The organism is Dactylosporangium sp. NPDC000244 (assembly GCF_040300725.1).
GTDB lineage: Bacteria > Actinomycetota > Actinomycetes > Mycobacteriales > Micromonosporaceae > Dactylosporangium.
Genome location: NZ_JBEPEH010000027.1, coordinates 112,422 through 136,761 on the forward strand (window position 1 = coordinate 112,422; position 24,340 = coordinate 136,761).

General features: G+C 71.4%; 21 protein-coding genes. 15 read left to right on the top strand and 6 right to left on the bottom strand.

What is annotated here, in order from left to right; translation table 11 throughout:
* Positions 1-24: 24 nt before the first annotated feature.
* Entirely contained in the window at positions 25-696 is a 672-nt protein-coding gene (locus tag ABT369_RS34680; protein ID WP_350618440.1) for a sporulation protein, read from the top strand.
* A 98-nt stretch (positions 697-794) separates the two neighbouring features.
* Positions 795-1,496, top strand: a complete 702-nt coding sequence (locus tag ABT369_RS34685) for a bifunctional nuclease domain-containing protein (RefSeq protein WP_350618442.1) — start codon at positions 795-797, stop codon at positions 1,494-1,496.
* Position 1,497: 1 nt separating this feature from the next.
* Here the strand turns inward: ABT369_RS34685 and ABT369_RS34690 are convergent, their stop codons facing one another.
* Complete coding sequence (locus ABT369_RS34690) at positions 1,498-2,946, bottom strand: SDR family NAD(P)-dependent oxidoreductase (RefSeq protein WP_350618444.1); 1,449 nt, start codon at positions 2,944-2,946, stop codon at positions 1,498-1,500.
* A gap of 333 nt (positions 2,947-3,279) precedes the next feature.
* Here ABT369_RS34690 and ABT369_RS34695 point away from each other — a divergent pair, with 333 nt between their 5' ends.
* Positions 3,280-4,059 (top strand): AraC family transcriptional regulator, encoded by a 780-nt coding sequence (locus tag ABT369_RS34695; RefSeq protein WP_350618446.1) that lies wholly within the window; start codon positions 3,280-3,282, stop codon positions 4,057-4,059.
* Positions 4,060-4,609: 550 nt separating this feature from the next.
* Positions 4,610-5,371 carry a M23 family metallopeptidase gene (locus tag ABT369_RS34700; RefSeq protein ID WP_350618448.1) on the top strand — a complete coding sequence of 254 codons (762 nt, stop codon included), beginning with the start codon at positions 4,610-4,612 and terminating at the stop codon, positions 5,369-5,371.
* Between the two features lie 505 nt (positions 5,372-5,876).
* Here ABT369_RS34700 and ABT369_RS34705 read toward each other — a convergent pair.
* Positions 5,877-6,227 carry a VOC family protein gene (locus tag ABT369_RS34705; protein WP_350618450.1) on the bottom strand — a complete coding sequence of 117 codons (351 nt, stop codon included), beginning with the start codon at positions 6,225-6,227 and terminating at the stop codon, positions 5,877-5,879.
* A 369-nt stretch (positions 6,228-6,596) separates the two neighbouring features.
* On the bottom strand, positions 6,597-8,639 hold the full coding sequence (gene pta / locus ABT369_RS34710; protein WP_350618452.1) for a phosphate acetyltransferase: 2,043 nt from the start codon (positions 8,637-8,639) through the stop codon (positions 6,597-6,599).
* Between the two features lie 18 nt (positions 8,640-8,657).
* Here pta and ABT369_RS34715 point away from each other — a divergent pair, with 18 nt between their 5' ends.
* A complete protein-coding gene (locus tag ABT369_RS34715) occupies positions 8,658-9,761 on the top strand; it encodes an acetate/propionate family kinase (protein ID WP_350618453.1) in 1,104 nt (367 codons plus the stop codon).
* A gap of 138 nt (positions 9,762-9,899) precedes the next feature.
* On the opposite strand, the gene ABT369_RS34720 is transcribed toward ABT369_RS34715, so the two are convergent.
* Together ABT369_RS34720 and ABT369_RS34725 are read right to left on the bottom strand one after the other, a co-directional pair.
* On the bottom strand, positions 9,900-10,646 hold the full coding sequence (locus tag ABT369_RS34720) for an SGNH/GDSL hydrolase family protein (protein WP_350618455.1): 747 nt from the start codon (positions 10,644-10,646) through the stop codon (positions 9,900-9,902).
* A gap of 113 nt (positions 10,647-10,759) precedes the next feature.
* Entirely contained in the window at positions 10,760-12,124 is a 1,365-nt protein-coding gene (locus tag ABT369_RS34725) for an aminotransferase class I/II-fold pyridoxal phosphate-dependent enzyme (protein WP_350618457.1), read from the bottom strand.
* Positions 12,125-12,302: 178 nt separating this feature from the next.
* On the opposite strand from ABT369_RS34725, the gene ABT369_RS34730 reads away from it, so the two are divergent.
* The 9 genes from ABT369_RS34730 to ABT369_RS34770 all read left to right on the top strand — a co-directional run bounded on the left by ABT369_RS34730 (position 12,303) and on the right by ABT369_RS34770 (position 22,269).
* Positions 12,303-13,139 carry a nitrilase-related carbon-nitrogen hydrolase gene (locus ABT369_RS34730; protein ID WP_350618459.1) on the top strand — a complete coding sequence of 279 codons (837 nt, stop codon included), beginning with the start codon at positions 12,303-12,305 and terminating at the stop codon, positions 13,137-13,139.
* Positions 13,136-14,545, top strand: coding sequence for a dihydropyrimidinase (gene hydA / locus ABT369_RS34735; RefSeq protein ID WP_350618461.1), 1,410 nt, complete (start codon positions 13,136-13,138; stop codon positions 14,543-14,545). Before ABT369_RS34730 ends, hydA begins: the two co-directional genes overlap by 4 nt.
* A gap of 8 nt (positions 14,546-14,553) precedes the next feature.
* Entirely contained in the window at positions 14,554-16,038 is a 1,485-nt protein-coding gene (mmsA, locus tag ABT369_RS34740; protein ID WP_350618463.1) for a CoA-acylating methylmalonate-semialdehyde dehydrogenase, read from the top strand.
* Between the two features lie 3 nt (positions 16,039-16,041).
* Positions 16,042-17,037 (top strand): TIGR03842 family LLM class F420-dependent oxidoreductase, encoded by a 996-nt coding sequence (locus tag ABT369_RS34745; RefSeq protein ID WP_350618465.1) that lies wholly within the window; start codon positions 16,042-16,044, stop codon positions 17,035-17,037.
* Positions 17,034-17,894, top strand: a complete 861-nt coding sequence (locus ABT369_RS34750) for an ABC transporter permease (RefSeq protein WP_350618467.1) — start codon at positions 17,034-17,036, stop codon at positions 17,892-17,894. The genes ABT369_RS34745 and ABT369_RS34750 overlap by 4 nt, the downstream gene beginning before the upstream one ends.
* A complete protein-coding gene (locus ABT369_RS34755) occupies positions 17,891-18,649 on the top strand; it encodes an ABC transporter ATP-binding protein (protein ID WP_350618469.1) in 759 nt (252 codons plus the stop codon). The genes ABT369_RS34750 and ABT369_RS34755 overlap by 4 nt, the downstream gene beginning before the upstream one ends.
* Complete coding sequence (locus ABT369_RS34760; protein ID WP_350618471.1) at positions 18,646-19,395, top strand: ABC transporter permease; 750 nt, start codon at positions 18,646-18,648, stop codon at positions 19,393-19,395. The genes ABT369_RS34755 and ABT369_RS34760 overlap by 4 nt, the downstream gene beginning before the upstream one ends.
* A 15-nt stretch (positions 19,396-19,410) precedes the next feature.
* Positions 19,411-20,544, top strand: a complete 1,134-nt coding sequence (locus tag ABT369_RS34765; protein WP_350618473.1) for an ABC transporter substrate-binding protein — start codon at positions 19,411-19,413, stop codon at positions 20,542-20,544.
* 111 nt (positions 20,545-20,655) lie between these two features.
* Positions 20,656-22,269, top strand: a complete 1,614-nt coding sequence (locus ABT369_RS34770) for a cellulose binding domain-containing protein (RefSeq protein WP_350618475.1) — start codon at positions 20,656-20,658, stop codon at positions 22,267-22,269.
* Between the two features lie 12 nt (positions 22,270-22,281).
* Here ABT369_RS34770 and ABT369_RS34775 read toward each other — a convergent pair whose 3' ends face one another.
* Positions 22,282-23,622 (bottom strand): aspartate aminotransferase family protein, encoded by a 1,341-nt coding sequence (locus tag ABT369_RS34775; protein WP_350618477.1) that lies wholly within the window; start codon positions 23,620-23,622, stop codon positions 22,282-22,284.
* A 78-nt stretch (positions 23,623-23,700) separates the two neighbouring features.
* On the opposite strand from ABT369_RS34775, the gene ABT369_RS34780 reads away from it, so the two are divergent.
* On the top strand, positions 23,701-24,312 hold the full coding sequence (locus tag ABT369_RS34780; protein ID WP_350618479.1) for a pyridoxamine 5'-phosphate oxidase family protein: 612 nt from the start codon (positions 23,701-23,703) through the stop codon (positions 24,310-24,312).
* Positions 24,313-24,340 lie beyond the last annotated feature (28 nt).

Below are 24,340 nucleotides of genomic sequence, written 5' to 3' on the forward strand. Positions count from 1 at the left end.
GTGCCGCGTGTTAGTGTGCCCGCCATGGTCTTCCGGAGCCTGCGCCGCGCCGCGCTGGGCGTGGGCGGCCCGGCCGTCGATACGGTACTCGATGATCCTGTGTGCCGCCCGGGGGAGTCACTCGCCGGAGCCGTGCACCTCACCGGCGGCGAGCGCGACGTCGAGATCGAGCGGATCGTGCTGACCCTGGTGACCCGGGACGGCTCCGAGACCCGTGAGCTGGGCCGTCACGAGCTGGCCGGGGAGTTCCGGCTGCGGGCGGGGGAGGCTCGGGCCGTACCGATGACGCTGGCTCTTCCGCTGGAAACGCCGATCACGCATGTGTATGGCGAGCGGGTCCCCGGCCTGGCCGTCGGGGTGCGCACCGAGCTCGAGGTCGCCTTCGCCCACGACCCCGGCGACCTGGACTTCGTGGCCGTGCACCCGCTCCCGGCCGAGGCCGCGGCCCTCGAGGCGCTGCGCACGCTGGGTTTCCGGCTCAACTCGGGCGACGTGTCGCAGGCGTTCGAGTTCTGGGTGGCGCCGCAGTACCAGCAGATCGCGACCGAAGTTGCTGTCGGCTTCACGACGGGAGCCGATTTCGTCGAGCTCGTGCTGGCCGGGACCGCCCGAACGCGGCGCGACCGGGGCGAACAGGTCGACTGGGCGGCCGAGGTCGACCGGCTGATGCGGCAGATCGGACAGATCCGACGATAGACCTCCACCTGACCGGCCCAGGGTGCCGGTCGCCCGACACGGTACCGTTAGGCGCACAGGGGTTGACAGCCTTTGACTACGGACTCGGGAGGCGGGGCATGCGAGAGCTCGTCGTGGTGGGTGTGCGTGCGCAGACCTGGCAGAGCCGTCCCGTGGTCCTGCTCAAGGACGAACCCACGGGCCGGCACCTGCAGCTGCCCGTCGAGGGCGGCCCGCGCAGCATGGACGAGCCCATCAGCGCGGAGCTGTTCCAGCGCGCGCTGATGGCGTTGAACGCGCCGCTGCGGGCGATCGAGGTCGTGGCCGCGCACGGGCCGTTCCAGCTGGTGCTGGGGCAGGGCATCCGGGTGCCGGCGGCGCCGCTCGAGGCGATCGCGCTGGCCCGGCACTGGGGCGTGCCGATCCTGACCACCGAGGAGCTGCTCAACACGGCCTCGGTCCAGGCGCCCGAGGGCCCGACCCAGCCGCTGGACCTGACCGCGCACATGGAGAAGCTGCCCTCGGGCCGCGCCACGCTGCTGATCCGCAAGGGCGCCGAGGCCGGGGCCGAGTTCGCCCTCGACGGCGACGTGGTGCGCTGCGGCCGCGACTCGGCCAACCAGATCGTGCTCGACGACAACACGGTGTCGCGCAAGCACGTCGAGTTCCACCGCAACGGCGGCGGCTTCGGCTACTCGATGCTCGACCTGGGCAGCCTCAACGGCACCTACGTCAACGGCGAGCGGGTCAAGAGCGCCAACCTGAACGACGGCGACGAGGTCCAGGTCGGCAAGTTCATGCTCATGTATCAGCTGCGGTAGGTCACCAGCTCGACGGCTCGAAGTCCTTGAGGAAGCAGCCGTAGAGGTCCTCGCCGCGCTCGCCGCGCACGATCGGGTCGTAGACCCGCGCGGCCCCGTCGGCGAGGTCCAGCGGCGCGTGGAAGCCCTCCTCGTGCAGGCGCATCTTCTGCGGGTGCGGCCGCTCGTCGGTGATCCATCCGGTGTCGACGGCCGTCATGAGGATGCCGTCGTTGAGCATCTCCTCGGCGCTCGTGCGCGTGAGCATGTTCAGCGCGGCCTTGGCCATGTTGGTGTGCGGGTGGCCGGGCCCCTTGTACCGGCGGCTGAACTGCCCCTCCATGGCGGAGACGTTCACGACGTACTTGCGCCGCGCGCTCGCCGCCTTGAGCGCCGGCCGCAGCCGCGAGACCAGGATGAACGGCGCGGTGACGTTGCACAGCTGCACCTCGAGCAGCTCCAGCGGGTCGACCTCCTCGACCGTCTGCACCCAGCTGTTGGACGAGGCCAGGTCGGGCACCAGCCCGCCCGCGTCGATGGCGGTGAGCGCCGCGATCTTCTCCGGGGTCGTGTTCCGGCTGGTCAGCGCGAGCGCGGTGAGCGCGTCCGGCGCGATGAGCCCGCCCGCCCGCCCGGACTCGAGCACGAGCTCCGCGTCGGTCTTGTGGAACGTCACCACGTCGGGCATCGGGCCGTCGAGCATGAGCGGCGCGGACTCGGCGGCGACCAGGTGCGAGTAGGAGCCGGCGGCGCGCTTCACCGTCTGCGCCGCGTTGTTGATGAGGATGTCGAGCGGCCCCTGCGCGGCCACGTCGTCGGCGAGCGCGACGACCTGGGCCGGGTCCCGCAGGTCGATGCCGACGATGCGCAGCCGGTGCAGCCAGTCCGCGCTGTCCGCCATGGCCGCGAAGCGCCGCACGGCGTCGTTGGGGAACCGCGTGGTGATCGTCGTGTGCGCCCCGTCGCGCAGCAGCCGCAGCGCGATGTACATGCCGATCTTGGCTCGTCCGCCGGTGAGCAGGGCGCGCCGCCCGCTCAGGTCCGCGCGCTGGTCGCGCCGCTCCCGGTTGAGCCTGGCGCAAGGCGGGCAGAGCTGGTGGTAGAACGCGTCGACGTCGACGTAGCGCGTCTTGCACGTGTAGCACGAACGGGCGCGCTTCAGCCGCCCCGCGGTGGCCCCGATGGTCGGCGACACCAGCGCGATGCCCTGCGTCTCGTCGTCGATCCGCCCCGGCGCCCCGGTCGCGGTGGCCGCGGTGACGATCCGGTCGTTCTCGGTGACGGCGGCCCGCCGCTCACTGCGGCGCTGCCGCTTGACGTGCTTGTAGAGGTGCGAGGTGGCCCGCCGTACGCGCAGCACGTCGGGGTGCTCGGGCGGCAGCTCGGCCAGCTCCTCGAACACGGCGAGGCAGATGGCCAGCCGCTCGGGATCGATGCCGGGGGCTTCTTCATGGGGGTCGTGCGAGGTCACGACGGGAACTGTACGCAACGCCCCCGCCACCACACCAAACAGAAACGGGTCCGGTTGGCGCCGTTGCCCCCCGGACCCGCTGCTCCGCGGCGTCCGTCGTCCCCCGTGTGCGCTGTCCGGCACCCTCGACGGTTCCGCGTTGTTCTCGTGACCGGTTCAGTAAAGCCGACCCCCGCCGACAAATCCGACATATCCGCATAATGTGGCCGACGTTCCTTCTTTGGGGCTTCACGGCTCGGGCCCGCGTCACCTGCGGACCGTCGCTCCCGCCAGAAATCCCGGCCTCCGTGGGGCAAGACCGCACCACGCGCTGGTGCTGGCAAAATGTGCCGGATGCGCGACCGCCGCGAGCTGGCCGGAGCCTGGTCGTCCTTCCAGTCCCACGGCTTCGCACCCCCGCCCGCGGAGCTCTCGGCGCTGATCTCCCACTACTGGTGGGCCCGCTGGGACCTGCGCGACCAGCCGGACTACACCCAGCTCATGGTCCCGCGGCCGAACGTCCAGCTGACCTTCTCCACCACCGGCCCGCCCATGATCCACGGCGTCGCCCGGGGCCGTGTGACGAGAGTCCTGTCGGGCCGGGCGGCGGTGCTGGGCGTGGCCTTCCGCCCGGGCGTCTTCCGCCGCTACCTGAACGCCCCGGTGGACACGATCACCGACCGGTCCCTCCCGGCCGAGGCGGTCTTCGCCGACCTCCCGCCGCTGGACCTCACCCACCTGACCGCTGATGAGGAGCCGGCACCTCCGGTGGACGCCTTGAACGACTACCTGCTGACCGGTTTGCGGCCGGACCCACCCGGCGACGAGGCCGCCCGCCGGGTGGGGGAGATCGCCGGCTCGCCCGACCTGCGCCGGGTCGACCAGCTGACGACGCGCTGGGCGGTCAGCGAACGCCACCTGCAGCGGCTCTTCGCCGAACACGTAGGTGTGAGCCCGAAGTGGGTGCTGCGCCGCTTCCGCCTGCACGAGGTGACCGAGCGGATGGCGGCACGGACCCCGATCGACTGGGCCGCCCTGGCCGCCGACCTGGGCTACGCGGACCAGGCCCACCTGACGCGCGACTTCACCAACATGTTCGGCGAGCCCCCGACGTCGTACGCCGCCCGCTACTGACGCGCCTGCCGTCCCCGCACCCACTCGCGGCGCTTCTTTCCCTGCGCTCGGGGCCGCTCGTCACGCTGGCCCTTTCCCTGCGTGCTCACGGCCTGCATGCGCCGTGCTGGCCCTGCGTGCTCACGGCCTGCATGCGCCGCGCTGGCCCTGCGTGCTCACGGCCTGCATGCGCCGTGCTGGCCCTGCGTGCTCACGGCCTGCATGCGCCGTGCTGGCCCTGCGTGCTCACGGCCTGCATGCGCCGCGTCTTCCCAGTGCTCGGGGCCGCGTTCCGCAGGGCTTGGCCCCCGCTCCTCAATGCTCGGGCACTTCCTCAGTGCTCGGCCCCGTGTTCCTCAGCGCTCGGGCTCGCGTTTCGCCGGCACTCGGCCCGTGTGTTCCTCAGCGCTCGGCCCCGCTTGATCGATCCGGCGCTCCGCGCCGGATTTATACCCCGCCAGGCGAAAAATCGGTCACGCGGCATTCACGGAACGGGGGCGTCGAGGGGCGGCGAGCAGTGGCCGGGCGGTGACTTGGGGTGGGTTGACGGCAGCGCGTAGGGTGGCGGGCGATGTCTGTCCAGCGAGTGAGTACGCGGGCGCGCTATCGGACCGGCTCGGCCCGCGCGGCGCTCGCCGGCGCGGCCCTGCTCGCGGTGGCCCTGGGCGCGACCGCCTGCGGCGACGACCCGGCCCCGTCGAGCCAGGCACCGGCGGCGCAGCAGTCGCCCGGCCGCCAGGTGCCGAGCGCACCCGCCTCGAACAACGGCGCCGGGCTAGGCGCGAACCCGAGCAGCGAGGCGCCCAGGGGAACCACGAAGCACGTGTTCCCGCTGCAGGGCAAGGGCTCCTACTCGCACGACCACCACGACTACCCGGCGAGCGACATCATCGCGAACTGCGGCCTGAACGCCCTCTCGCCCGTCGACGGCACCGTCCTGGAGGTCGCCAAGGTCGACACCTGGACCGCCAAGGCCAACGAGGGCTCCTCCCGCGGCGGCCTGTCCGTGTCGATCCTGGGCAACGACGGCGCCCGCTACTACATGTCCCACTTCGCGTCGATCGACAACGGCATCGAGGCGGGCACCGTGGTGCAGGCCGGCCAGCCAGTGGCCAAGGTCGGCCGCACCGGCGACGCGAGCGCCTGCCACATCCACTTCGGCCTGTCCCCGGCGTGCGCCAAGACCGGCGACTGGTGGACGCGGCGCGGGGTGATCTGGCCCTGGTCCTACCTGGACGCTTGGAAGGCCGGCAAGGAGAAGTCCCCGGTCGCCGAGCTCGACGCGTGGCAGCAGAAGAACGGCTGCCCGGCGAAGGCCACCGCCGACCCGTAAGTCGGCCGCGGTCGAAGACGTCGCGGCGGGTCCCAGGCACGGCTCACATGCGATGAGGCGGGCCCGCCCCCGCGAAATCCGCAGCCCTCGGTGCAGCAGGGCCGGGGCTGCCTCGCGGCGTCATCGCGTTCGTCGGCCGGTGGGCGCGCCGCGTGGTCGACCGCTAGCCGGGCGCGAGGTGGCCACCGCCTGACCGGTGGCGTGCGCGCGGGCGGTGGCAGGCGCGCGGCCCGTGGCGAGCGCGCGGCGGCGTGCGCGCGGGCGGCGGCAGGCGTGCGGCCCGTGGCGAGCGGGGCCCGTGGCGAGCGCGCGGCGGTGTGCGCGCGGGCGGCGGCAGGCGTGCGGCCGTGGCGAGCGTGCGGCCGTGGCGAGCGCGCGGCCGTGGCGTGCGCGCGGCCGTGGCGTGCGCGCGGGCGGCGGCGTGCGCGCGGCCCATAACGAGCGCGCGGGCGGTGGCGGTCGCGCGGGCGGTGGTCAAGCCGGGCGCGGTCGTGGGGCGGCGGGCTCAGCTGTGCTCGAGGCAGAAGGGATGGCCGGCCGGGTCGCTGTAGACGCGGAAGCCTTCCTCCTTGGACGAGAGCAGCTGGGCGCCCATGCGCAGGACCTTTGACTCCGCGGCGTCGATGTCGTCGACCCAGATGTCCAGGTGGAGTTGCTGCGGGTAGTTCGGGTCCGGCCACTGCGGCGGGATGTGGTTCGGGGCGTGCTGGAAGCTGATTCGGCTGGCGCCGTCGCCGATGTCGATCCAGTCGCCGTCGACCTTGGTGATGGGCAGGTCGAGCAGTTCCGAGTAGAACCGGGCTAGGGCATGCGGGTCCGAGGCGTCCAGCACGACTGACGAGAGTCTCGCAATCATCTCCCCATCGTGCCCCATAGGTATGACAAATAACCCAATGCCGCCCGAGTAGGGGGACCGTGAGTTCCCGGGGAGCGGGGGCCGGAAGTGCGAGGGGCGGGGGTGCATAACCCCGGTGCCGAAGGAGCGCCGGCGGGAGATGTGGGGGTGCATAACCCGGCGTTGAAGGAGCGCGGGCGGGAGGTGCGAGCGGCGGGGGTGCATAACCCCGGTGCCGAAGGACCGCGGGCGAAGAAGAGCGAGCGGACAAGAGCGGGCGGACAAGAGCGGGCGGACAAGTGCGGGCGGACAAGAGCGAGCGGACAAGTGTGCGCTGCCGGAGGTGTACGAACTCCAGCAGCGCGGGCGAAAGCGATGGGGGAGGAGTGGTTACTGGGCCGTGGGCTGGGACTGGATCGCCGTGATGGCCACCGTGTTCACGATGTCCTTCACCGTCGCGCCCCTTGACAGGTCGTTCACCGGCTTCCGCAGGCCCTGCATGACCGGGCCCACCGCCACGGCGTTCGCCGAGCGCTGGACCGCCTTGTACGTGTTGTTGCCCGTGTTCAGGTCCGGGAACACGAAGACCGTCGCTTGGCCGGCCACCGGGCTGCCGGGCAGCTTCGTCGCGGCCACCGCGGGGTCGATCGCCGCGTCGTACTGGATCGGGCCCTCCACCGGCAGGTCCGGCCGCCGCGCGCGGACGATGGCCGTGGCCTCCGCGACCTTCGTGACGTCGGCGCCCGAGCCGGAGGTGCCCGTGGAGTACGACAGCATGGCCACGCGCGGCGTGACACCGAAGCGGGCGGCGGTGTCGGCCGAGGACAGGGCGATGTCCGCGAGCTGTTCCGCGTCCGGGTCGGGGTTCACCGCGCAGTCGCCGTAGACCAGGACGCGGTCGGGCAGCAGCATGAAGAAGACGCTCGAGGCGACGCTCAGGCCCGGGACGGTCTTGATGATCTCGAAGGCGGGGCGGATCGTGGCGGCGGTGGTGTGGGTCGCGCCCGACACCATGCCGTCGGCGTGGCCCAGCTGGACCATGAGCGTGCCGAAGTACGACACGTCGGCCACCACGTCATGGGCCAGGTCGAACGTGACGCCCTTGTGGGCGCGCAGGTCGCGGTAGGTCGCGGCGAACTCCTCGCGCAGCGGGCTCGTCACCGGGTCGACCAGCGTGGCGCCGCCGAGGTCGAGGCTCAGGTCGCGCGCCTTGGCCCGGATCACCGCCGGGTCGCCGAGCAGGGTCAGGTCCGCGACTCCGCGGCGCAGCAGGATGTCCGCGGCGCGCAGGATGCGCTCCTCGGTCCCCTCGGGCAGCACGAGGCGGCGGCGGTCGGTGCGGGCGCGGTCGATGAGGTCGTACTCGAACATGAGCGGCGTCACCCGAGCCGACGCCGTCAGCTCCAGCACGTCGGCCAGCGCCGCGGTGTCCACATTGGACTCGAACGCGCCCAGGGCCGCCTCGACCTTGCGCGGGTTGGCCGCGCTCAGGCGGTGCTCCATGCGCGTGGACGACGCGATGGTGTCGTAGCTGGCCTTCGGCACCGACAGCACCGCGAGCCCGGGGTTGAGCCGCTCGAAGAGGCCCAGGGCCGCGGGGTCGGGCGCGATGCCGAGCGTGAGCACGATCCCGGCCAGCGGCACCAGGCCCGACGCGTGCGCGGCGCCCGCGGCCACGAGCAGGTCCGCGCGGTCCCCGGGCGTGATGAGCAGGCAGTCGGGCGTCAGATGGCTCAGTACGGCGGGCACCTGCGCGGCCCCCACGACGTAGTCGAGCACGTCGCGCCCGAGCGCCGCGTCCCGGTCGCCGCCGGCGGTCACCACGCTCGCGCCGAGCTGGGCGGCGACCTCGGCCACGGTGGGCGCGCCGATCGTGGGCACGTCCGGGATCACGAAGCAGGGCACCGGCAGCTTGGGCGCGGCCACGGCCTCGGGGGTGCGGTTGAGCACCACGGCGGCGACGGTCGCGTCGAGGTCGGCCAGCGCGTGGTAGGCCTGGCGGGCCATCGAGTCCAGTGTGGACTCATCGGCGCCGGTGCCGTTGACGACGGACACCACGACCGCGCCGAACTCGTTGGCCAGGCGGACGTTGAACGCGAGATCGTCGTCGATGTCGGTGCCGATGACCACGACCGCGTCGTGCTGCTGGGAGACCAGGCGGAAGTGCTCGACGACCTGCCCCACGAGCTCCTCGGCGCGCCCGGCCGCGAGCATCGCCGACGCCTCCGCATACGTCACCCCGTAGAGGCGATCGTCCCCGATGTTGTACCGCGAGCGCAGCAACTCCAGCAGAACGTCCTGCGACTCGGGGGCGACGGGCCGGAAAACGCCGATCCGCGGCACCTTGCGCGACAGCAGTTCGGCGAGTCCGAGGGCCACGGCCGACTTGCCGGAGTCGGGTCCGTGCTCGACGAGGTACACGATGCGGGCCACGGCGTTAGTCTGCCTGGCATGATCCTCGTGCTCAACAGCGGCTCGTCGTCGGTGAAGTTTCGTGTCGTGGATCTCGCCGATCCGGGGGCGGGGGAGCGGGGCCTGATCGAGCGGATCGGGGAGCCCGGCGGGGTGCCGGACCACGCGGCCGCCCTCGGCCAGGTGCTCGACGGGCTCGGCGACGCCGCGATCGAGGCGGTCGGCCACCGGATCGTGCACGGCGGCTCCCGCTTCAACGCGCCCGCGGTCGTCGACGACGACGTGCTCGAGGTGTTGCACGCGCTCGTACCGCTGGCCCCCCTGCACAACCCCGGGGGCATCACGGGCATCGAGGCGGCCCGCGAGAAGCTCCCCGCCGTGGCGCACGTGGCCGTGTTCGACACCGCCTTCCACGCGACCATCCCGCCCGCCGCGTCCACGTACGCCATCGATCGTGACCTCGCGCAGCGGTACGACATCCGGCGTTTCGGTTTTCACGGCACCTCGTGCGGCTATGTCGCCGGGCGCGCCGCGGCCCTGCTCCAACGGCCGCTCGAGGACCTCAACCTCATCGTCCTGCACCTGGGCAACGGGGCGAGCGCCACGGCGGTGCGGGGCGGGCGCAGCGTCGACACGTCGATGGGCCTGACCCCGCTGGAGGGCCTGGTCATGGGTACCCGCTCCGGCGACCTCGACCCGGCCGTGCCCGCCTACCTCAACCGCGTCGCGGGGATGGACTTCGCCGCGGTCGACGACACCCTGCAGCGCCACGCCGGGCTCCTCGGCCTGGCCGGCGTGAACGACATGCGCACCATCCTGGAGCGCCGCGAAGCCGGTGACTCGGCCGCTGCCCTCGCCTTCGACGTGTACTGCCACCGCATCCGCAAGTACGTCGGCGCCTTCCACGCCGTGCTCGGCCGCCTCGACGCGATCGTGTTCACCGCGGGCGTGGGCGAGCACGCCCCGGCCGTGCGCGCGGCCGCCCTGAGCGGCCTGGACTCGTGGGGCATCGCCGTGGACGAGTCCCGCAACGCGGCGAGCGAGCGCATCATCAGCCCCGACGGGTCGCGGGTCGCGGTGTGCGTGGTCCCGACGGACGAGGAGCACGCGATCGCCGAGCAGACGGCCGCCCTCGTGCTGTGAGGGGCACCGCGGCTGCTCCTGACCGCCTGCCCGCCCTTCGTATGACTCTTCGGCGCTGGAGGGAGTTTCCGCAGGTTTTGAGGGGGTGCGGGTGGAGCGGAGCTCCCCCGCCGCGAGCGAAGCGAGCCAGGAGGACAGTCAGCCGATCGGGGTCCACGCCGGGTACTTCGCCGCGCGGCCGTCGCCCGATGAGCGGCCCCGCAGGCGGCGGGTCACCCAGGGCAGGACGTGCTCGCGGTAGTACCTGGCCTCGGCCAGCAGGCCCTTCGACGGGGCCGGGCCGGGGTCGATGCGGTGGGCCGTGGTCGCGTGGCCCAGCGCGGTCAGAACCAGGCCCGCGACCCGGCGGTGGCCGGCCGCGTTGAGGTGCAGGCGGTCGGCGGACCAGTACGGGGCGCGGCGGATCTCCTCGTCACCGAAGACGTTTACGAACAGGGCGTCGTAGCGCTCCGTCAGCTCGCGGACGGCCGCGGACAGGATGGTGCCCTTGCGGTGGATCACCTTGCCGAAGGGCAGGTGCTCCGACGGGTCCGCGCCGCTGAGCAGGAGCATCCGCACGCCCGCCTCCGAGGTGCGGCGCACCGCCATCTCCGTCAGCTCCAGCAGGTGGTCCATGTCGGTGCCGCGGCGCATCATGTCGTTGCCGCCGCCGTTGAGCGACAGCATCGTCGGCGTCGGGTCGAGGCCCAGGGCGACGTCCAGCTGCTCGTCCAGGATCGGCCCCAGCAGGCGGCCGCGGATGGCGAGATTGGCGTACTGCACCGTCTCCCCGGTCGCCTCGGCGATCCCGGCGGCGACCAGGTCCGCCCAGCCGCGGGGGACACCGTCGGCCCGCTCGTCCCCCATGCCCTCGGTGAAACTGTCGCCGATCGCCACGTACCTCACCCGGTCATCATGCCCGAGCGCCGCGCGGCCAGGGCGCGGGCCTGGTTGTCGCGTCCATCACGCACCATCACCAGTGTCTGGCGAGGAAGGCCGTCAAGGGAGCACTGCCGATTTCACCGCCATCCGCGGGGATGGCTGGCCGCGCGCGGGCCGCTGCCGCGCACCTCGCCGCCGGCCGCCTCGGCGAAGATGCCGGCGAGGGCCTCGAAGTCGTCGCGGACCAGCCCGGCGGTGATCCGCACGTGGTCGCTGTCCTGGTGGCTCACCTCGAACGGGGCCCCGGGCGCCACCGCGATCCCGTGTGCGGCGAGGGTGAGCAGCGCGACCTGCTGGTTCGCGACGGCCATCCAGATGTTGATGCCGTCGGCGCCGGTGGCCGTGACCCCGCGCGCGTCGAGGGCGTCGAGCAGGGCGGTGCGGCGGCGGGCGTACTCGTCGCGGGCCTCGGCCACCTGCCGTACCGTCGCCGGATTGGTGAGCAGGTCGAGCAAAACGGCCTGCAGCAGCCGCGACGACCAGCCGGGGCCGAGCAGCCGGCGATCCGTGACCGCGGTGACGACCGACGCCGGTCCGCCGATCGCGGCCAGGCGCAGGTCCGGGCCGTGGCTCTTGGAGAAGCTGACGACGTGCACGGTCCGGTCGGGCAGCCGCCGGCCCAGGCTCACCGGCGGGGCGGTCGCGATCGCCCCGGCGTGGTCGTCCTCGATCACGGTGACGCCGGGGTGGCGGGCCAGGATGCGGGCGAGCTTGTCGGCGCGGGCCGGGGTCATGCTGGCGCCGGTCGGGTTGTGGGCGCGCGGCTGGAGGAACAGCGCGACGGGCTCGTAGCCGGCCAGGGCCGCGGTGAGCGCGTCGGGGCGCAGGCCGTGCTCGTCGATGCCGACCCCGACGACCGTCGCGCCGACGGTCTCCAGCAGGTCCAGCGTCGGCGGGAACGCCGGGTCCTCGACGAGCACGTGGTCGCCGAAGCGGACCACCACGCCGGTGATGCGGTCCAGGGCGTCCATCGCGCCGTCGACCACGGTGAGCCGCTCGGGCGGGAACGGCCAGCGCTCGCGCAGCACCTCCTCCAGGCCCGGCAGCACGGCGCCGTCGAGGTAGGAGGTGGTCAGCCGGGCGTCGCCGATGCGCTTGAGCGCCTCGGTGAGGCTCGGCAGCAGGTCGTAGTCCGGAATGCCGGTCGAGTAGTCGCGCAGCAGGCCGCCGCGCAGCTCGCTCACGCGGGCGCCGAGCTGGGCGTACCGCAGCCGCTGCCGCGGCACCGACGGGCCGGCCACGAACGTGCCCGAGCGGCCCCGGGTCTGGATGGCGCCCGCGCGGGCCAGGCTGCGCCACGCCTCGCTGACCGTGGTCGGGCTGATCCCGAGCTCCCGGGCGACGTCGCGCACGGTCGGCAGGCGGGTGCCGGCGGGCAATGCCCCGGCGGTCACGAGACGGCTGACGGCAGCGGCGATTCCCCGGGCACTGCGGTCGTCCACCGCCCCCGTGATGAGCGCTAGCAAATTACATCTCCGAAACATTCTGTAACGCTTGGACCATTGTCCGCCTAGATTTGTGTCGTTAGTGTCCTACGGCATCCGACCCGGGATCAAGGGCGGTCTGCCGCCGGGCAATCCCCGCTACCGGCCACTGTGGACCGACCAGAGAGGGGCAGCCATGACCGTGATTCGCGCCGCCATCGTGCAGACGAACTGGACCGGCGACAAGGAATCGATGATCAAGGCGCACGAGGACTACGCACGACAGGCCGCGGCCCAGGGCGCCAAGGTCATCTGTTTCCAGGAGCTGTTCTACGGCCCCTACTTCTGCCAGGTGCAGGACTCCGCCTACTACGAGTACGCCGAGTCGATCCCCGGCCCGACCACCGAGCGCTTCCAGGCCCTCGCCGCCGAGCTGGGCATGGTCATGGTCCTGCCGATGTACGAGCAGGAGCAGCCCGGCGTCCTCTACAACACCGCCGCCGTCGTGGACGCGGACGGCAAGTACCTCGGCAAGTACCGCAAAAACCACATCCCGCAGGTGAAGGGCTTCTGGGAGAAGTTCTACTTCCGCCCCGGCAACCTCGGCTACCCCGTCTTCGACACCGCCGTGGGCAAGGTCGGCGTCTACATCTGCTACGACCGGCACTTTCCCGAGGGCTGGCGCGCGCTCGGCCTCAACGGCGCCCAGATCGTGTTCAACCCGTCGGCGACCAGCCGCGGGCTCTCGGCCTATCTGTGGCAGCTCGAGCAGCCGGCCAGCGCGGTGGCGAACGAGTACTTCATCGGCGCGATCAACCGCACCGGCATCGAGGACCTCGGCGAGAACGACTTCTACGGCACCAGTTACTTCGTCGACCCCGAGGGCAAGTTCGTCGGCGAGGTCGGCGACGCGCACAACCCGGAGCTCATCGTCCGTGATCTGGACATGGACCTGCTCGCCGCGGTCCGCGACCGCTGGCAGTTCTACCGCGACCGCCGTCCCGACGCCTACGGGGAGCTGGTACAGCCGTGACGACCTTGTTGATCAAGGGTGGGACGGTGGTCGGGCCGCAGGGTCCGATCGCCGCCGACGTGCTCGTGGTGGGGGAGAAGATCTCGGCGATCTTCATGCCCGGCGACGGGCCCGTCGAGGGTGACTTCGAGGTGCTCGACGCGACCGGGAAGTACGTCATCCCCGGCGCCGTCGACGCCCACACGCACATGGAGATGCCGTTCGGCGGCACCAAGGCCAGCGACACCTTCGACACCGGCACCCGGGCCGCGGCCTTCGGCGGCACCACGACCATCATCGACTTCGCCATCCAGCGCTACGGCGAGGTGGTCCAGGACGGGCTCGCCGCGTGGCACGCGAAGACCCAGGGCGAGTGCCACATCGACTACGCCTTCCACATGATCATCGGTGGCGTTGACGACGACTCGCTCAAGGCGATGGACCAGCTGGTCGCCACCGAGGGCATCACGAGCTTCAAGCTGTTCATGGCGTACCCCGGCGTCTTCTACAGCGACGACGGGCAGATCCTGCGCGCGATGCAGAAGGCCCGGGACAACGGCGCCATGATCATGATGCACGCGGAGAACGGCCCGGCCATCGACGTGCTTGTCAAGCAGGCGCTCGAGCGCGGCGAGACGGACCCGCTCTACCACGGCATCACCCGCCCGGAGGCGCTCGAGGCCGAGGCGACCAGCCGCGCGATCTGGCTGGCCTCGGTGGCCGCCGACTGCCCGCTCTACATCGTGCACCTCTCGGCCAGCAAGGCCCTCGAGCAGGTCGCCGCCGCCCGGGACCTCGGCCGCAACGTGTTCGCCGAGACGTGCCCGCAGTACCTGTACCTGACCCTGGAGGACCAGCTCGGCGCCGACGGCTTCGAGGGCGCGAAGTGGGTCTGCTCCACGCCGCTGCGCAGCAAGCACGAGAGCCACCGGGCCGACCTGTGGAAGGGCCTGCGCTCCAACGACCTGTCCGTGGTCTCCACCGACCACTGCCCCTTCTGCTTCAAGGACCAGAAGGAGATGGGCATCGGCGACTTCTCGAAGATCCCCAACGGCATCGGCAGCGTCGAGCACCGCGTCGACCTGCTGTACCAGGGCGTCGTCGACGGCAAGCTGTCGCTGGCCCGCTGGGTCGAGACCATCGCCACCACCCCGGCGCGGATGTTCGGCCTCTTCCCGCAGAAGGGCATCATCGCGCCCGGCTCCGACGCCGACATCGTGCTCTACGACCCCGCGGCCCGCACCCGCATCGGCGTCGAGACGCACCACATGAACATGGACTACTCGGCCTGGGAGGGCTTCGAGGTCGCCGGCAAGGTCGACACCGTCATCTCCCGCGGCACCGTGATCGTGTCCGGCGACACCTATCACGGCACCAAGGGCCACGGACGGTTCGTCCGCCGCGGACTGTCCGACTACCTGCTGTAGGAGCATCGATGCGAGAGATCAGGCACTGGCTCGACGGGCAGGCCGTATCAGGCACCAGCGGCCGGCAGCTGCCGGTCTGGGACCCGGCCACCGGCGAGCAGCAGGCGTACGTCGTCGCCGCCACCGCCGCGGAGACCGACGCCGCCGTGGCGAGCGCCCTCGCCGCCTTCCCGGCCTGGCGGGCCGCGTCGCTGTCCCGCCGCGCCGAGGTCATGTTCCGCTTCCGCGAGCTCGTCGACGCCAACCGCAAGGAGATCGCCGCGCTCATCTGCGCCGAGCACGGCAAGACCGTCGCCGACGCGGGCGGCGAGGTGGCCCGCGGCCTGGAGAACATCGAGTTCGCCGCGGGCGCCCCGCACCTGCTCAAGGGCGGCTACAGCGAGCAGGCCAGCTCGGGCGTGGACGTGTACTCCATCCGCCAGCCGCTGGGCGTCGTCGCCGGCATCACGCCGTTCAACTTCCCGGCGATGGTGCCGATGTGGATGTTCTGCAACGCGCTCGTGTGCGGCAACACGTTCGTGCTCAAGCCCAGCGAGAAGGACCCGTCCGCCTCGCTGCTGCTGGCCGACCTGCTGCGCCAGGCCGGCCTGCCCGACGGCTGCTTCAACGTCGTGCAGGGCGACCGGGAGGCGGTCGAGCGGCTCATCGAGCACCCGGACGTGCGGGCGCTGAGCTTCGTCGGCTCGACCCCGATCGCCAAGGCGGTCTACGAGGCCGGCACCCGCGCCGGCAAGCGCGTCCAGGCGCTCGGCGGGGCCAAGAACCACATGGTGGTCCTGCCCGACGCCGACGTGAACGCGGCCGCCGACGCCGCCGTCTCGGCCGGCTACGGCTCGGCGGGGGAGCGCTGCATGGCCGTCTCCGTCGTGGTCGCGGTCGGCGCCGTCGCCGACCCGCTCGTCGCCGCGATCAGCGAGCGGATCGGCCGCATCGCGGTCGGCCCGGCCACCGACCCGGCCGCGGAGATGGGCCCGCTCATCACCCGCGAGCACCGCGACCGCGTCGCCGGCTACCTCGCCGAGCCGGGCTCGGCCGAGGTCGTCGTCGACGGGCGCGAGGCCGCGGTCAGCTCCGGCCCCGGGTTCTTCCTCGGCGCGTCGCTGGTCGACAAGGTGGACCCGGACTCGGCGCTCTACCGCGACGAGATCTTCGGCCCGGTGCTCTCGGTCGTGCGCGCGGACTCCTACGACCAGGCGTTGAAACTTGTGAACGACAACGAGTACGGCAACGGCACCGCGATCTTCACCCGCGACGGCGGCGCCGCGCGGCAGTTCCAGTACGACGTGGTCTGCGGCATGGTCGGCGTGAACGTCCCGGTGCCGGTCCCGGTCGCCTACTACAGCTTCGGCGGCTGGAAGTCCTCGCTCTTCGGCGACCTGCACATGTACGGCCCCGAAGGCATCCAGTTCTACACGCGCAGCAAGGTCGTCACCTCGCGCTGGCCGGACCCGGCCACGTCCGAGATCGACCTCGGCTTCCCGAAGGTGCGGTGACATATGGACGTAGGGGTGGTGCTGCAGTGTGACCCGCCCGCCATGGGCGTGGTCGAGCTGGCCAAGAAGGCCGAGGCGGCCGGCTTCAGCCACGTGTGGACGTTCGACTCCCACGTACTGTGGCAGGAGCCGTTCGTCATCTACAGCAAGATCCTCGCCGACACCGAGCGGGTCGTGGTCGGCCCGATGGTGACCAACCCGGGGACCCGGGACTGGACGGTCACCGCGTCGCTGTTCGCCACCCTCAACGAGATGTACGGCAACCGCACGGTCTGCGGCATCGGCCGCGGCGACTCGGCGGTGCGCGTGCTCGGCTCCCGCCCGACCACCCTCGCCGAACTGCGCGAGTGCGTGCAGGTCATCCGCGAGCTCGGCAACGGCCGATCGGTGCGCCTGCGCGACCGGGATCTGCACTTCGAGTGGGCGCCGGACAGCCGGCTCGAGGTCTGGGTCGCGGCCTACGGGCCGAAGGCGCTCGCGCTCACGGGCGAGGTCGGCGACGGGTACATCCTGCAGCTGGCCGACCCCGACATCGCGGCCTGGATGATCAAGGCGGTCCGCGCGGCGGCGGAGAAGGCCGGCCGGGACCCGGCGGCCATCAAGTTCTGCGTCGCCGCCCCGGCCTACGTCGGCGACGACCTCGCGCATCAGCGGGAGCAGACGCGGTGGTTCGGCGGCATGGTCGGCAACCACGTCGCCGACATCGTCCAGCGCTACGGCGCCGACGGGGCCGTGCCGACCGTGCTCACCGACTACATCAAGGGCCGCCAGGGCTACGACTACGCCGAGCACGGCCGCGCCGGCAACCCGCACACCGACTTCGTCCCCGACGAGGTCGTCGACCGGTTCTGCATCCTGGGCCCGGTCGAGCGCCACCTCGAGCGCCTCGCCGAGCTCAGGGAGCTCGGCGTGGACCAGTTCGCCCTGTACCTGCAGCACGACGCGAAGGAGTCCACGCTCGCCGCCTACGGCGAGCATGTCATCCCGGCCGTCGGATGAGACGAGTCCTGGGTGCCCTCGCCGGGGTCGCCGCCTTCGTCCTGCTGTGGGAGGCCTACAAGGCGGTCGGCAACGACGAGGGCACCAAGGTCTTCGGGGTGCGCATCCTCCCGCGCGCCGACGACCTTTCGATGCCCCATCTGTACACCGTCGTGCAGCGCCTGGCCCGGCCCGAGCTCACCGGCGGGCGGCCCATCTGGCGGGTGGTCCTCGACGCGTGCCTGTTCACCCTCGGCGTCACGGCGGTCGGCTTCGCCGCCGGGGTCGTGATCGGCTTCGTGCTCGCCGCGCTCATGCAGCGCTTCCGGGTCGTGGAGCGGGGCCTGCTGCCCTACGTGATCCTGTCGCAGACCGTGCCGCTGGTGGCGCTGGCGCCGCTGGTGGCCGGCTGGAGCGGGGCGCTGTCGTTCGGCCCCTACCCGTGGCAGGACTGGATGACCGTGTCCACGATCGCCGCGTACCTCGCGTTCTTCCCCGTGGCCGTCGGGCTGCTGCGCGGCCTGCAGTCGCCCTCGGCGAGCGGCGTCGAGCTGATGCGCAGCTACGCCGCCGGCTGGTGGCGCACGTTCGTGAAGCTCCGGCTGCCCAGCGCGCTGCCGTTCCTGTTCCCGGCGCTGCGCCTGGCCGGGGCGGCGGCGGTCGTCGGCGCGGTCGTCGGCGAGATCTCCACCGGCACCCGGGGCGGGATCGGCCGGCTCGTCATCGAGTACTCCCGGGAGGCCACCTCCGACCCTGCCAAGGTCTACACCGCGATGCTGGGCGCGGCCCTGCTCGGCCTGTGCGTCGCCGCGTTCGTCAGCCTGCTCGAACTCCCCCTCATGCGTCATCGTCGTCGGGTAGAGGTGAACGTCATATGACCGCGGTATCGATCGCGGGTGTCACCAAAGTGTTCAACCAGGGCCGTCCCGACGAAGTGACCGCCCTCTCCGACGTGGACCTCACCGTCGACAGTGGACAGTTCGTTTCCCTCATCGGCCCCTCCGGGTGCGGCAAGTCCACGCTGCTGCGGCTCATCGCCGACCTCATCGAGCCGAGCGCGGGGACCGTCAGCGTGGCCGGGAAACCCGCGGGGCAGGCCCGCCGCGAGCAGGAGTACGGCATCGCGTTCCAGCAGGCCGGGCTCTTCGACTGGCGGACCGTGCGGCGCAACGTCGAGCTGCCGCTGGAGCTGCGCCGGATCCCGCGCCAGCAGCGGCGCACCCGCGCGGAGGAGATGCTCGCGCTGGTCGGGCTCGCGGACTTCGGCGGCCACTACCCGGCCCAGCTCTCCGGCGGCATGCAGCAGCGGGTCGCGATCGCGCGGGCATTGGCCGTACACCCGCCGCTGCTGCTGATGGATGAGCCTTTCGGTGCCCTGGACGAGATGACCCGCGAGCGCCTGCAGGGCGAGCTGCTGCGGATCTGCGCGGCGACCGGCACGTCGACCGTGTTCGTCACGCACTCGATCTCCGAGGCGGTGTTCCTCTCCGACAAGGTCGTCGTGATGTCGGCCCGCCCCGGCCGCATCACCGCGACCATCGACATCGCGTTCGCCGAGCGCGACGAGGCGGCCCGCCAGTCCACCGAGTACTTCGACTACGTGACCGCCGTGCGCAAGGCCCTGCGGTCATGAGGCGGGTGCTGCCCCCGGTGCTCGTCGGCATCCTCGGGCTCCTCGGCTGGGAGCTCGTCGTCCGGGCCGGCCGCATCGCGCCCTTCATCCTGCCGGCCCCGTCGGCGATCTGGGCCGAGCTCGTCGAGCAGCGCTCCAACGTGCTCGACGCGGCCCTGGCCAGCGGGGCCAACGCGCTCGCCGGCCTCGTCGGCGGCACGGTCGTGGCGGTCCTCGCGGCGCTCGCGACCAGCCGGCTGCGACTGCTCAGCGAGGTCTCGGTGCCGTTCGCGGCCGTGCTCAACGCGCTGCCGATCATCGCGCTCGCGCCGATCCTCAACAACATGTTCGAGTCCACCAGCAGCGTGCCGCGCCGGCTGGTCGCCGGGATCATCGTGTTCTTCCCGGTCTTCATCAACACGCTGCGGGGCCTGCGCGAGGTCGACCCGACCCACCGCGAGCTCATGGACAGCTACGCCGCGGGCGGCTGGACCTTCGCCCGCCTGGTGCGCCTGCCGGGCGCGCTGCCGCACCTGTTCACCGGGCTGCGGCAGGCCTCGTCGCTGGCCGTCATCGCCGCGGTCGTCGCCGAGTACTTCGGCGGCCTGCAGGACGGCCTCGGGGCGCGGATCACCTCGGCCGCCGCGTTCACCGCCTACCCCCGGGCGTGGGCGTTCGTCTTCGGCGCCTGCGTGCTCGGGCTCGCCTTCTACCTCACCACGCTGCTCGTCGAGCGGCTCGCGATGCCCTGGAAGTCCCGTTTCTGACGGAGGTTCCCCCCAATGAAGAGAATGCCGATCATCGGCGCAGTGGTCGCGGCCGGGCTTGCCCTGTCCGCCTGCGGCACGGCCGACTCCACCTCCCCCACCACCACGACCAGCGGCGGCATGACCACCGTGAAGCTGCAGCTGCAGTGGTTCTACCAGGCCCAGTTCGCCGGCTACATCGCCGCCGTGGACAAGGGCTTCTACAAGGAACAGGGCCTCGACGTGCAGCTGCTGGAGGGCGGCGTCGACATCGTGCCGCAGACCGTCCTCGCGCAGGGCAAGGCCGACTACGCCGTGGCCTGGGTGCCCAAGGCCCTCGCCTCGCGCGAACAGGGCGCCGGCATCACCGACGTCGGGCAGATCTTCGCCCGCTCCGGCACCTACCAGGTCGCGTTCGCCAGCTCGAACATCAAGGGCCCGGCCGACTTCAAGGGCAAGAAGGTCGGCAACTGGGGCTTCGGCAACGAGTTCGAGCTCTTCGCCGGCATGACCAAGGCCGGCCTCGACCCGGGCAAGGACGTCACCCTGGTGCAGCAGCAGTTCGACATGCAGGCGCTGCTGAAGAAGGAGATCGACGTCGCCCAGGCGATGTCCTACAACGAGTACGCGCAGCTGCTCGAGGCCACCAACCCGGCCACCGGCCAGCTCTACAAGCCCGAGGACTTCCAGATCATCGACTGGAAGACCGTCGGCTCCTCGATGCTGCAGGACGCCGTGTGGGCCAACACCGAGAAGCTCAAGGACAAGGCGTACCAGGACCAGACCGTGAAGTTCCTGACCGCCACGATCAAGGGCTGGGCCTTCTGCCGCGACAACGCGGAGGAGTGCCGCGACCTCGTGGTGGCCAAGGGCTCCAAGCTCGGCAAGACCCACCAGCTGTGGCAGATGAACGAGGTCAACAAGCTCATCTGGCCATCGTCGAAGGGCATCGGCCTGGTCGACGAGGCCGACTGGACGCGCACCGTGGACATCTCGATGACCACGAAGAACCAGACCGGCGACACGGTGCTCAAGAAGAAGCCCGAGGGGTCGGCGTACACCAACGACTACATGCAGAAGGCGCTCGACGCCGCGAAGGCCGCGGGCGTGGACACCACGGGCTCGTCGTTCGCCCCCAAGACGGTCACCCTGACGGCCGGCGGCGCGTAACTTTCAGCTCTTCGTATATGTCGCGCGTTCATCGGCGCGCCGCACGTTGACGGCGCTCGCTGGGCGTGGGCCTACTGAAGCGGTTCAGTAGGCCCACGCCCAGGAGTGTCCATGAAAGCCCCCGCCCGGCTCGCGCTCGCGGCCGTCTTCGCTGTTCTCATAGCCGTCGTCGCGGTGCCGCTCGTGCGGGCCTCCGCCGCCACCGCCGGCTTCGTCTCCCGCTGCGGCATCCACTTCTGCCTTGGCGGCCACACGTACTACTTCGCCGGCGCCAACGTCTACGACACCTTCACGTACGGCGGCAGCTACGGCGACACCGAGACGCAGTGGATGGACAAGGCCCGCATCGACAACCACATGGCCGAGATGGCCGCCGACGGCGTCACGGTCCTGCGCACGTGGATGTTCGACCACGAGGCCTGGCACGGCTTCGAGCCCAGCAAGGGCGTCTACAGCGAGCAGCAGTTCGCCGAGTTCGACTACATCCTCTACTCGGCCGCGCAGCACAACATCCGCGTGATCCCCGTCTTCGAGAACTACTGGGAGGCGTACGGCGGCATCGACACCCGGCTGTCCTGGGAGGGGCTGGCGACGGGGCAGGCCAACCGGTGGCGCTTCTTCAACCAGGCCGCGTGTCCGGGCTGCTTCACGCAGTACCAGAACTACGTGTCGTACGCGCTCAACCGCACCAACCACTACACCGGCGTCAAGTACAAGGACGACCCGGCCGTGTTCGCGTGGGAGCTCATGAACGAGCCGCGCTACGAGGGCCAGGGCGCCGCGGAGAACGTCAACGGGACCACGCTGCGCAAGTGGGTCGACACCATGGCCGCCTACATCAAGGGCATCGACGGCAACCACATGGTCGACGCCGGGCTGGAGGGCCACGGCACCAAGTACGGCTTCGGCGGCGACGAGGGCAACCCGTTCGTCGCCATCCAGCAGTCGCCGTACATCGACTTCACCTCGGCGCACCCGTATCCGAACGAGGGCTGGGCCAACCTGACCCTGGCCCAGACGAACACGCTCATCAACGCCTGGATCGCCGACTCCCACACCGTGGTCGGCAAGCCCTTCTTCCTGGGCGAGTTCAACACGCAGGGCGTGGACCGCAGCACCTGGTGGACCTCGATCTACAACAACCTGCAGGCCCAGGACGCGGATGGCAGCGCCTTCTGGTGGTACCCCGACGGGCAGGCCGGCGGCGACAACTACAGCGTCAAGAAGGGCGCGCCGGAGCTGTCGGTGTTCAAGGCGCACTCCGCGTTCATGGTGGCCAAGAGCGGCGGCAACCCCCCGACCTCCACGAGCGCCTCGCCTTCCAGGTCCTCGTCGCCATCGGCATCGGCCTCCGCGTCCCGTTCGCCCTCCGCGTCGGCCTCGCCGTCGAGCTCGCCGTCGACGAATGCCGCCTGCAAGGTCGGCTACACGCTCAACGACTGGGGCGGCGGCTTCACGGCCAACGTGACGGTCACCAACGCGGGGACGGCCCCGATCACCGGCTGGACCCTGAAGTGGACCTTCGCCGGCAACCAGACGATCGGCAACGCCTGGAACGCCACGGTGACGCAGTCGGGCCAGGCGGTGACCGCGGCCGCGATGTCCTACAACTCGACGATCCCGGCCGGCGGCAACGCGCAGTTCGGCTTCCAGGGCACCTACAGCGGCACGAACGCGGTCCCGGCGCAGTTCACCCTCAACGGGGCGGCCTGCGCCAGGGCCTAGCACGGAGACTGGCTACGCCAGGTGCTCGTCCGCCGTCTCCAGGGCGTCGTCGATCGCGTCGATGCCCTGGAGCAGCTCCTCCTCGGAGATGATCAGCGGTGGTACGACGTGCACGCGGTTGAAGTGCGTGAAGGGCCACACGCCGCGGCGCTTGCACGCGGCGATCACGTCCGCCATGGGCTTCGCGGCCGGGCCCGCCGCGTTGTAGGGCACGAGCATCTCGCGCGTGCCGCGGTCCCGGACGAGCTCGATCGCCCAGAACAGGCCGAGCCCGCGCACGTCGCCGACGGACGGGTGCCGGTCGCGCAACTTCTCCAGGCGCGGCCGGACCACCCGCTCGCCGAGGTCGCGCACGCGCTCGGGGATGGCCTCGTCGCGCATGACCTCGATGGTGGCCACGGCCGCGGCGCAGGCGAGGGGGTGCCCGGAGTAGGTGAGGCCGCCGGGGAAGGGGCGCTCGGCGAACGTCTCGTAGACGCGCGGGCCGAGGATGACCCCGCCCAGCGGTACGTAGCCGGAGTTGACGCCCTTCGCGAACGTGATGAGGTCGGGCACCACGCCCCAGCGGTCGACCGCGAACCACTCGCCGCACCGGCCGAACCCGCTCATCACCTCGTCGGCGATGAGCAGCACGCCGTGGCGGTCGCAGAGCTCGCGGACGCCGGCGAGGTAGCCGGGCGGGGGCACGAGGATGCCGTTGGTGCCCACGACCGACTCGAGGATCACCGCCGCGATCGTCTGCGGGCCCTCGAGCGTGAAGACCTCCTCGAGGTGGGCGAGGGCGCGCTCGGACTCCTGCTCCTCGGACTCGGCGTGGAAGGGGGAGCGGTACGCGTACGGCCCGAAGAACCGCACCACGCCCGGCATCGCGGGCTCGTTGGCCCAGCGGCGCGGATCGCCCGTGAGCGTGATCGAGCCCGTGGTCGCGCCGTGGTAGGAGCGGTAGGCGGCGAGGATCTTGTGCCGGCCGGTGGTGCCGCGGGCCATGCGGATCGCGTGCTCGTTGGCCTCGGTGCCGCCGTTGGTGAAGAACACGTGCCCGAGGTCCCCGGGCGCGACCGAGGCGATGAGCCGGGCGGCCTCGCTGCGCGCCGCGTTGCCGAACGTGGGCGCGATCGTGCACAGCTTCGCGGCCTGCTCCTGGATCGCGGCCACGACCCGCGGGTGCTGGTGGCCGAGGTTGAGGTTCACCAGCTGCGAGGAGAAGTCGAGGTACCGCGTCCCGGCCTCGTCCCAGAACGTGGCCCCGAGCCCGCCCTCGACCACCACCGGGTCGAGCAGGCGCTGGGCGGACCAGGAGTGGAAGACGTGTGCGCGGTCGTCGCGGTAGGCGTCGGTGCGTTGTCCCGTCATGAGCCGACGTTAATGGCACACGTTCGCCCGAACAATATCCGCTCTGTTTCAGATTGTTACCGGCAGTATCCTGACCCCATGCAGATCACCTCGGTGACGGAACTGGAGGAACTGCTCGGGTCGCCGATGCCCCGGGCCGTGACCAAGGAACGCGACCGCCTGTGCGCGACCGACCGCGACTGGCTCGGTCTCTCCCCGTTCGTGCTGGTCGGCACCGCCGACGCGGACGGCAACTGCGACGTCTCGCCGAAGGGCGACCCGCCGGGGTTCACGCACATCATCGACGACCGCACGATCGCCATCCCCGAGCGCCCCGGCAACCGGCGCGCCGACGGCTTCCACAACATCCTCGCCAACCCGCACGTGGGCCTCATCTACCTCGTCCCCGGCCGCCGGGAGACGCTGCGGATCAACGGCCGGGCCCGGCTGCTCACCGACGCGCCCTGGTTCGGCGAGCTCGTCGTCGAGGGCCACCGCCCGATCCTGGCCCTGGTGGTCGACATCGACACGATCTTCTTCCACTGCCAGAAGGCGTTCATGCGCTCGAAGCTGTGGAAGCCCGAGACCTGGACCCCGGAGGCGCTGCCCACGCACGCCAGCCTGGTCAAGAGCGTCCAGGACACCCCGGAGACGGTCGAGGAGCTCGAGGCCTACTACGCCGAGAGCAACTACGCGCGCGGCCTGTATTAGGGGCTTAGCCCCACTGCGCCCGGCGCTC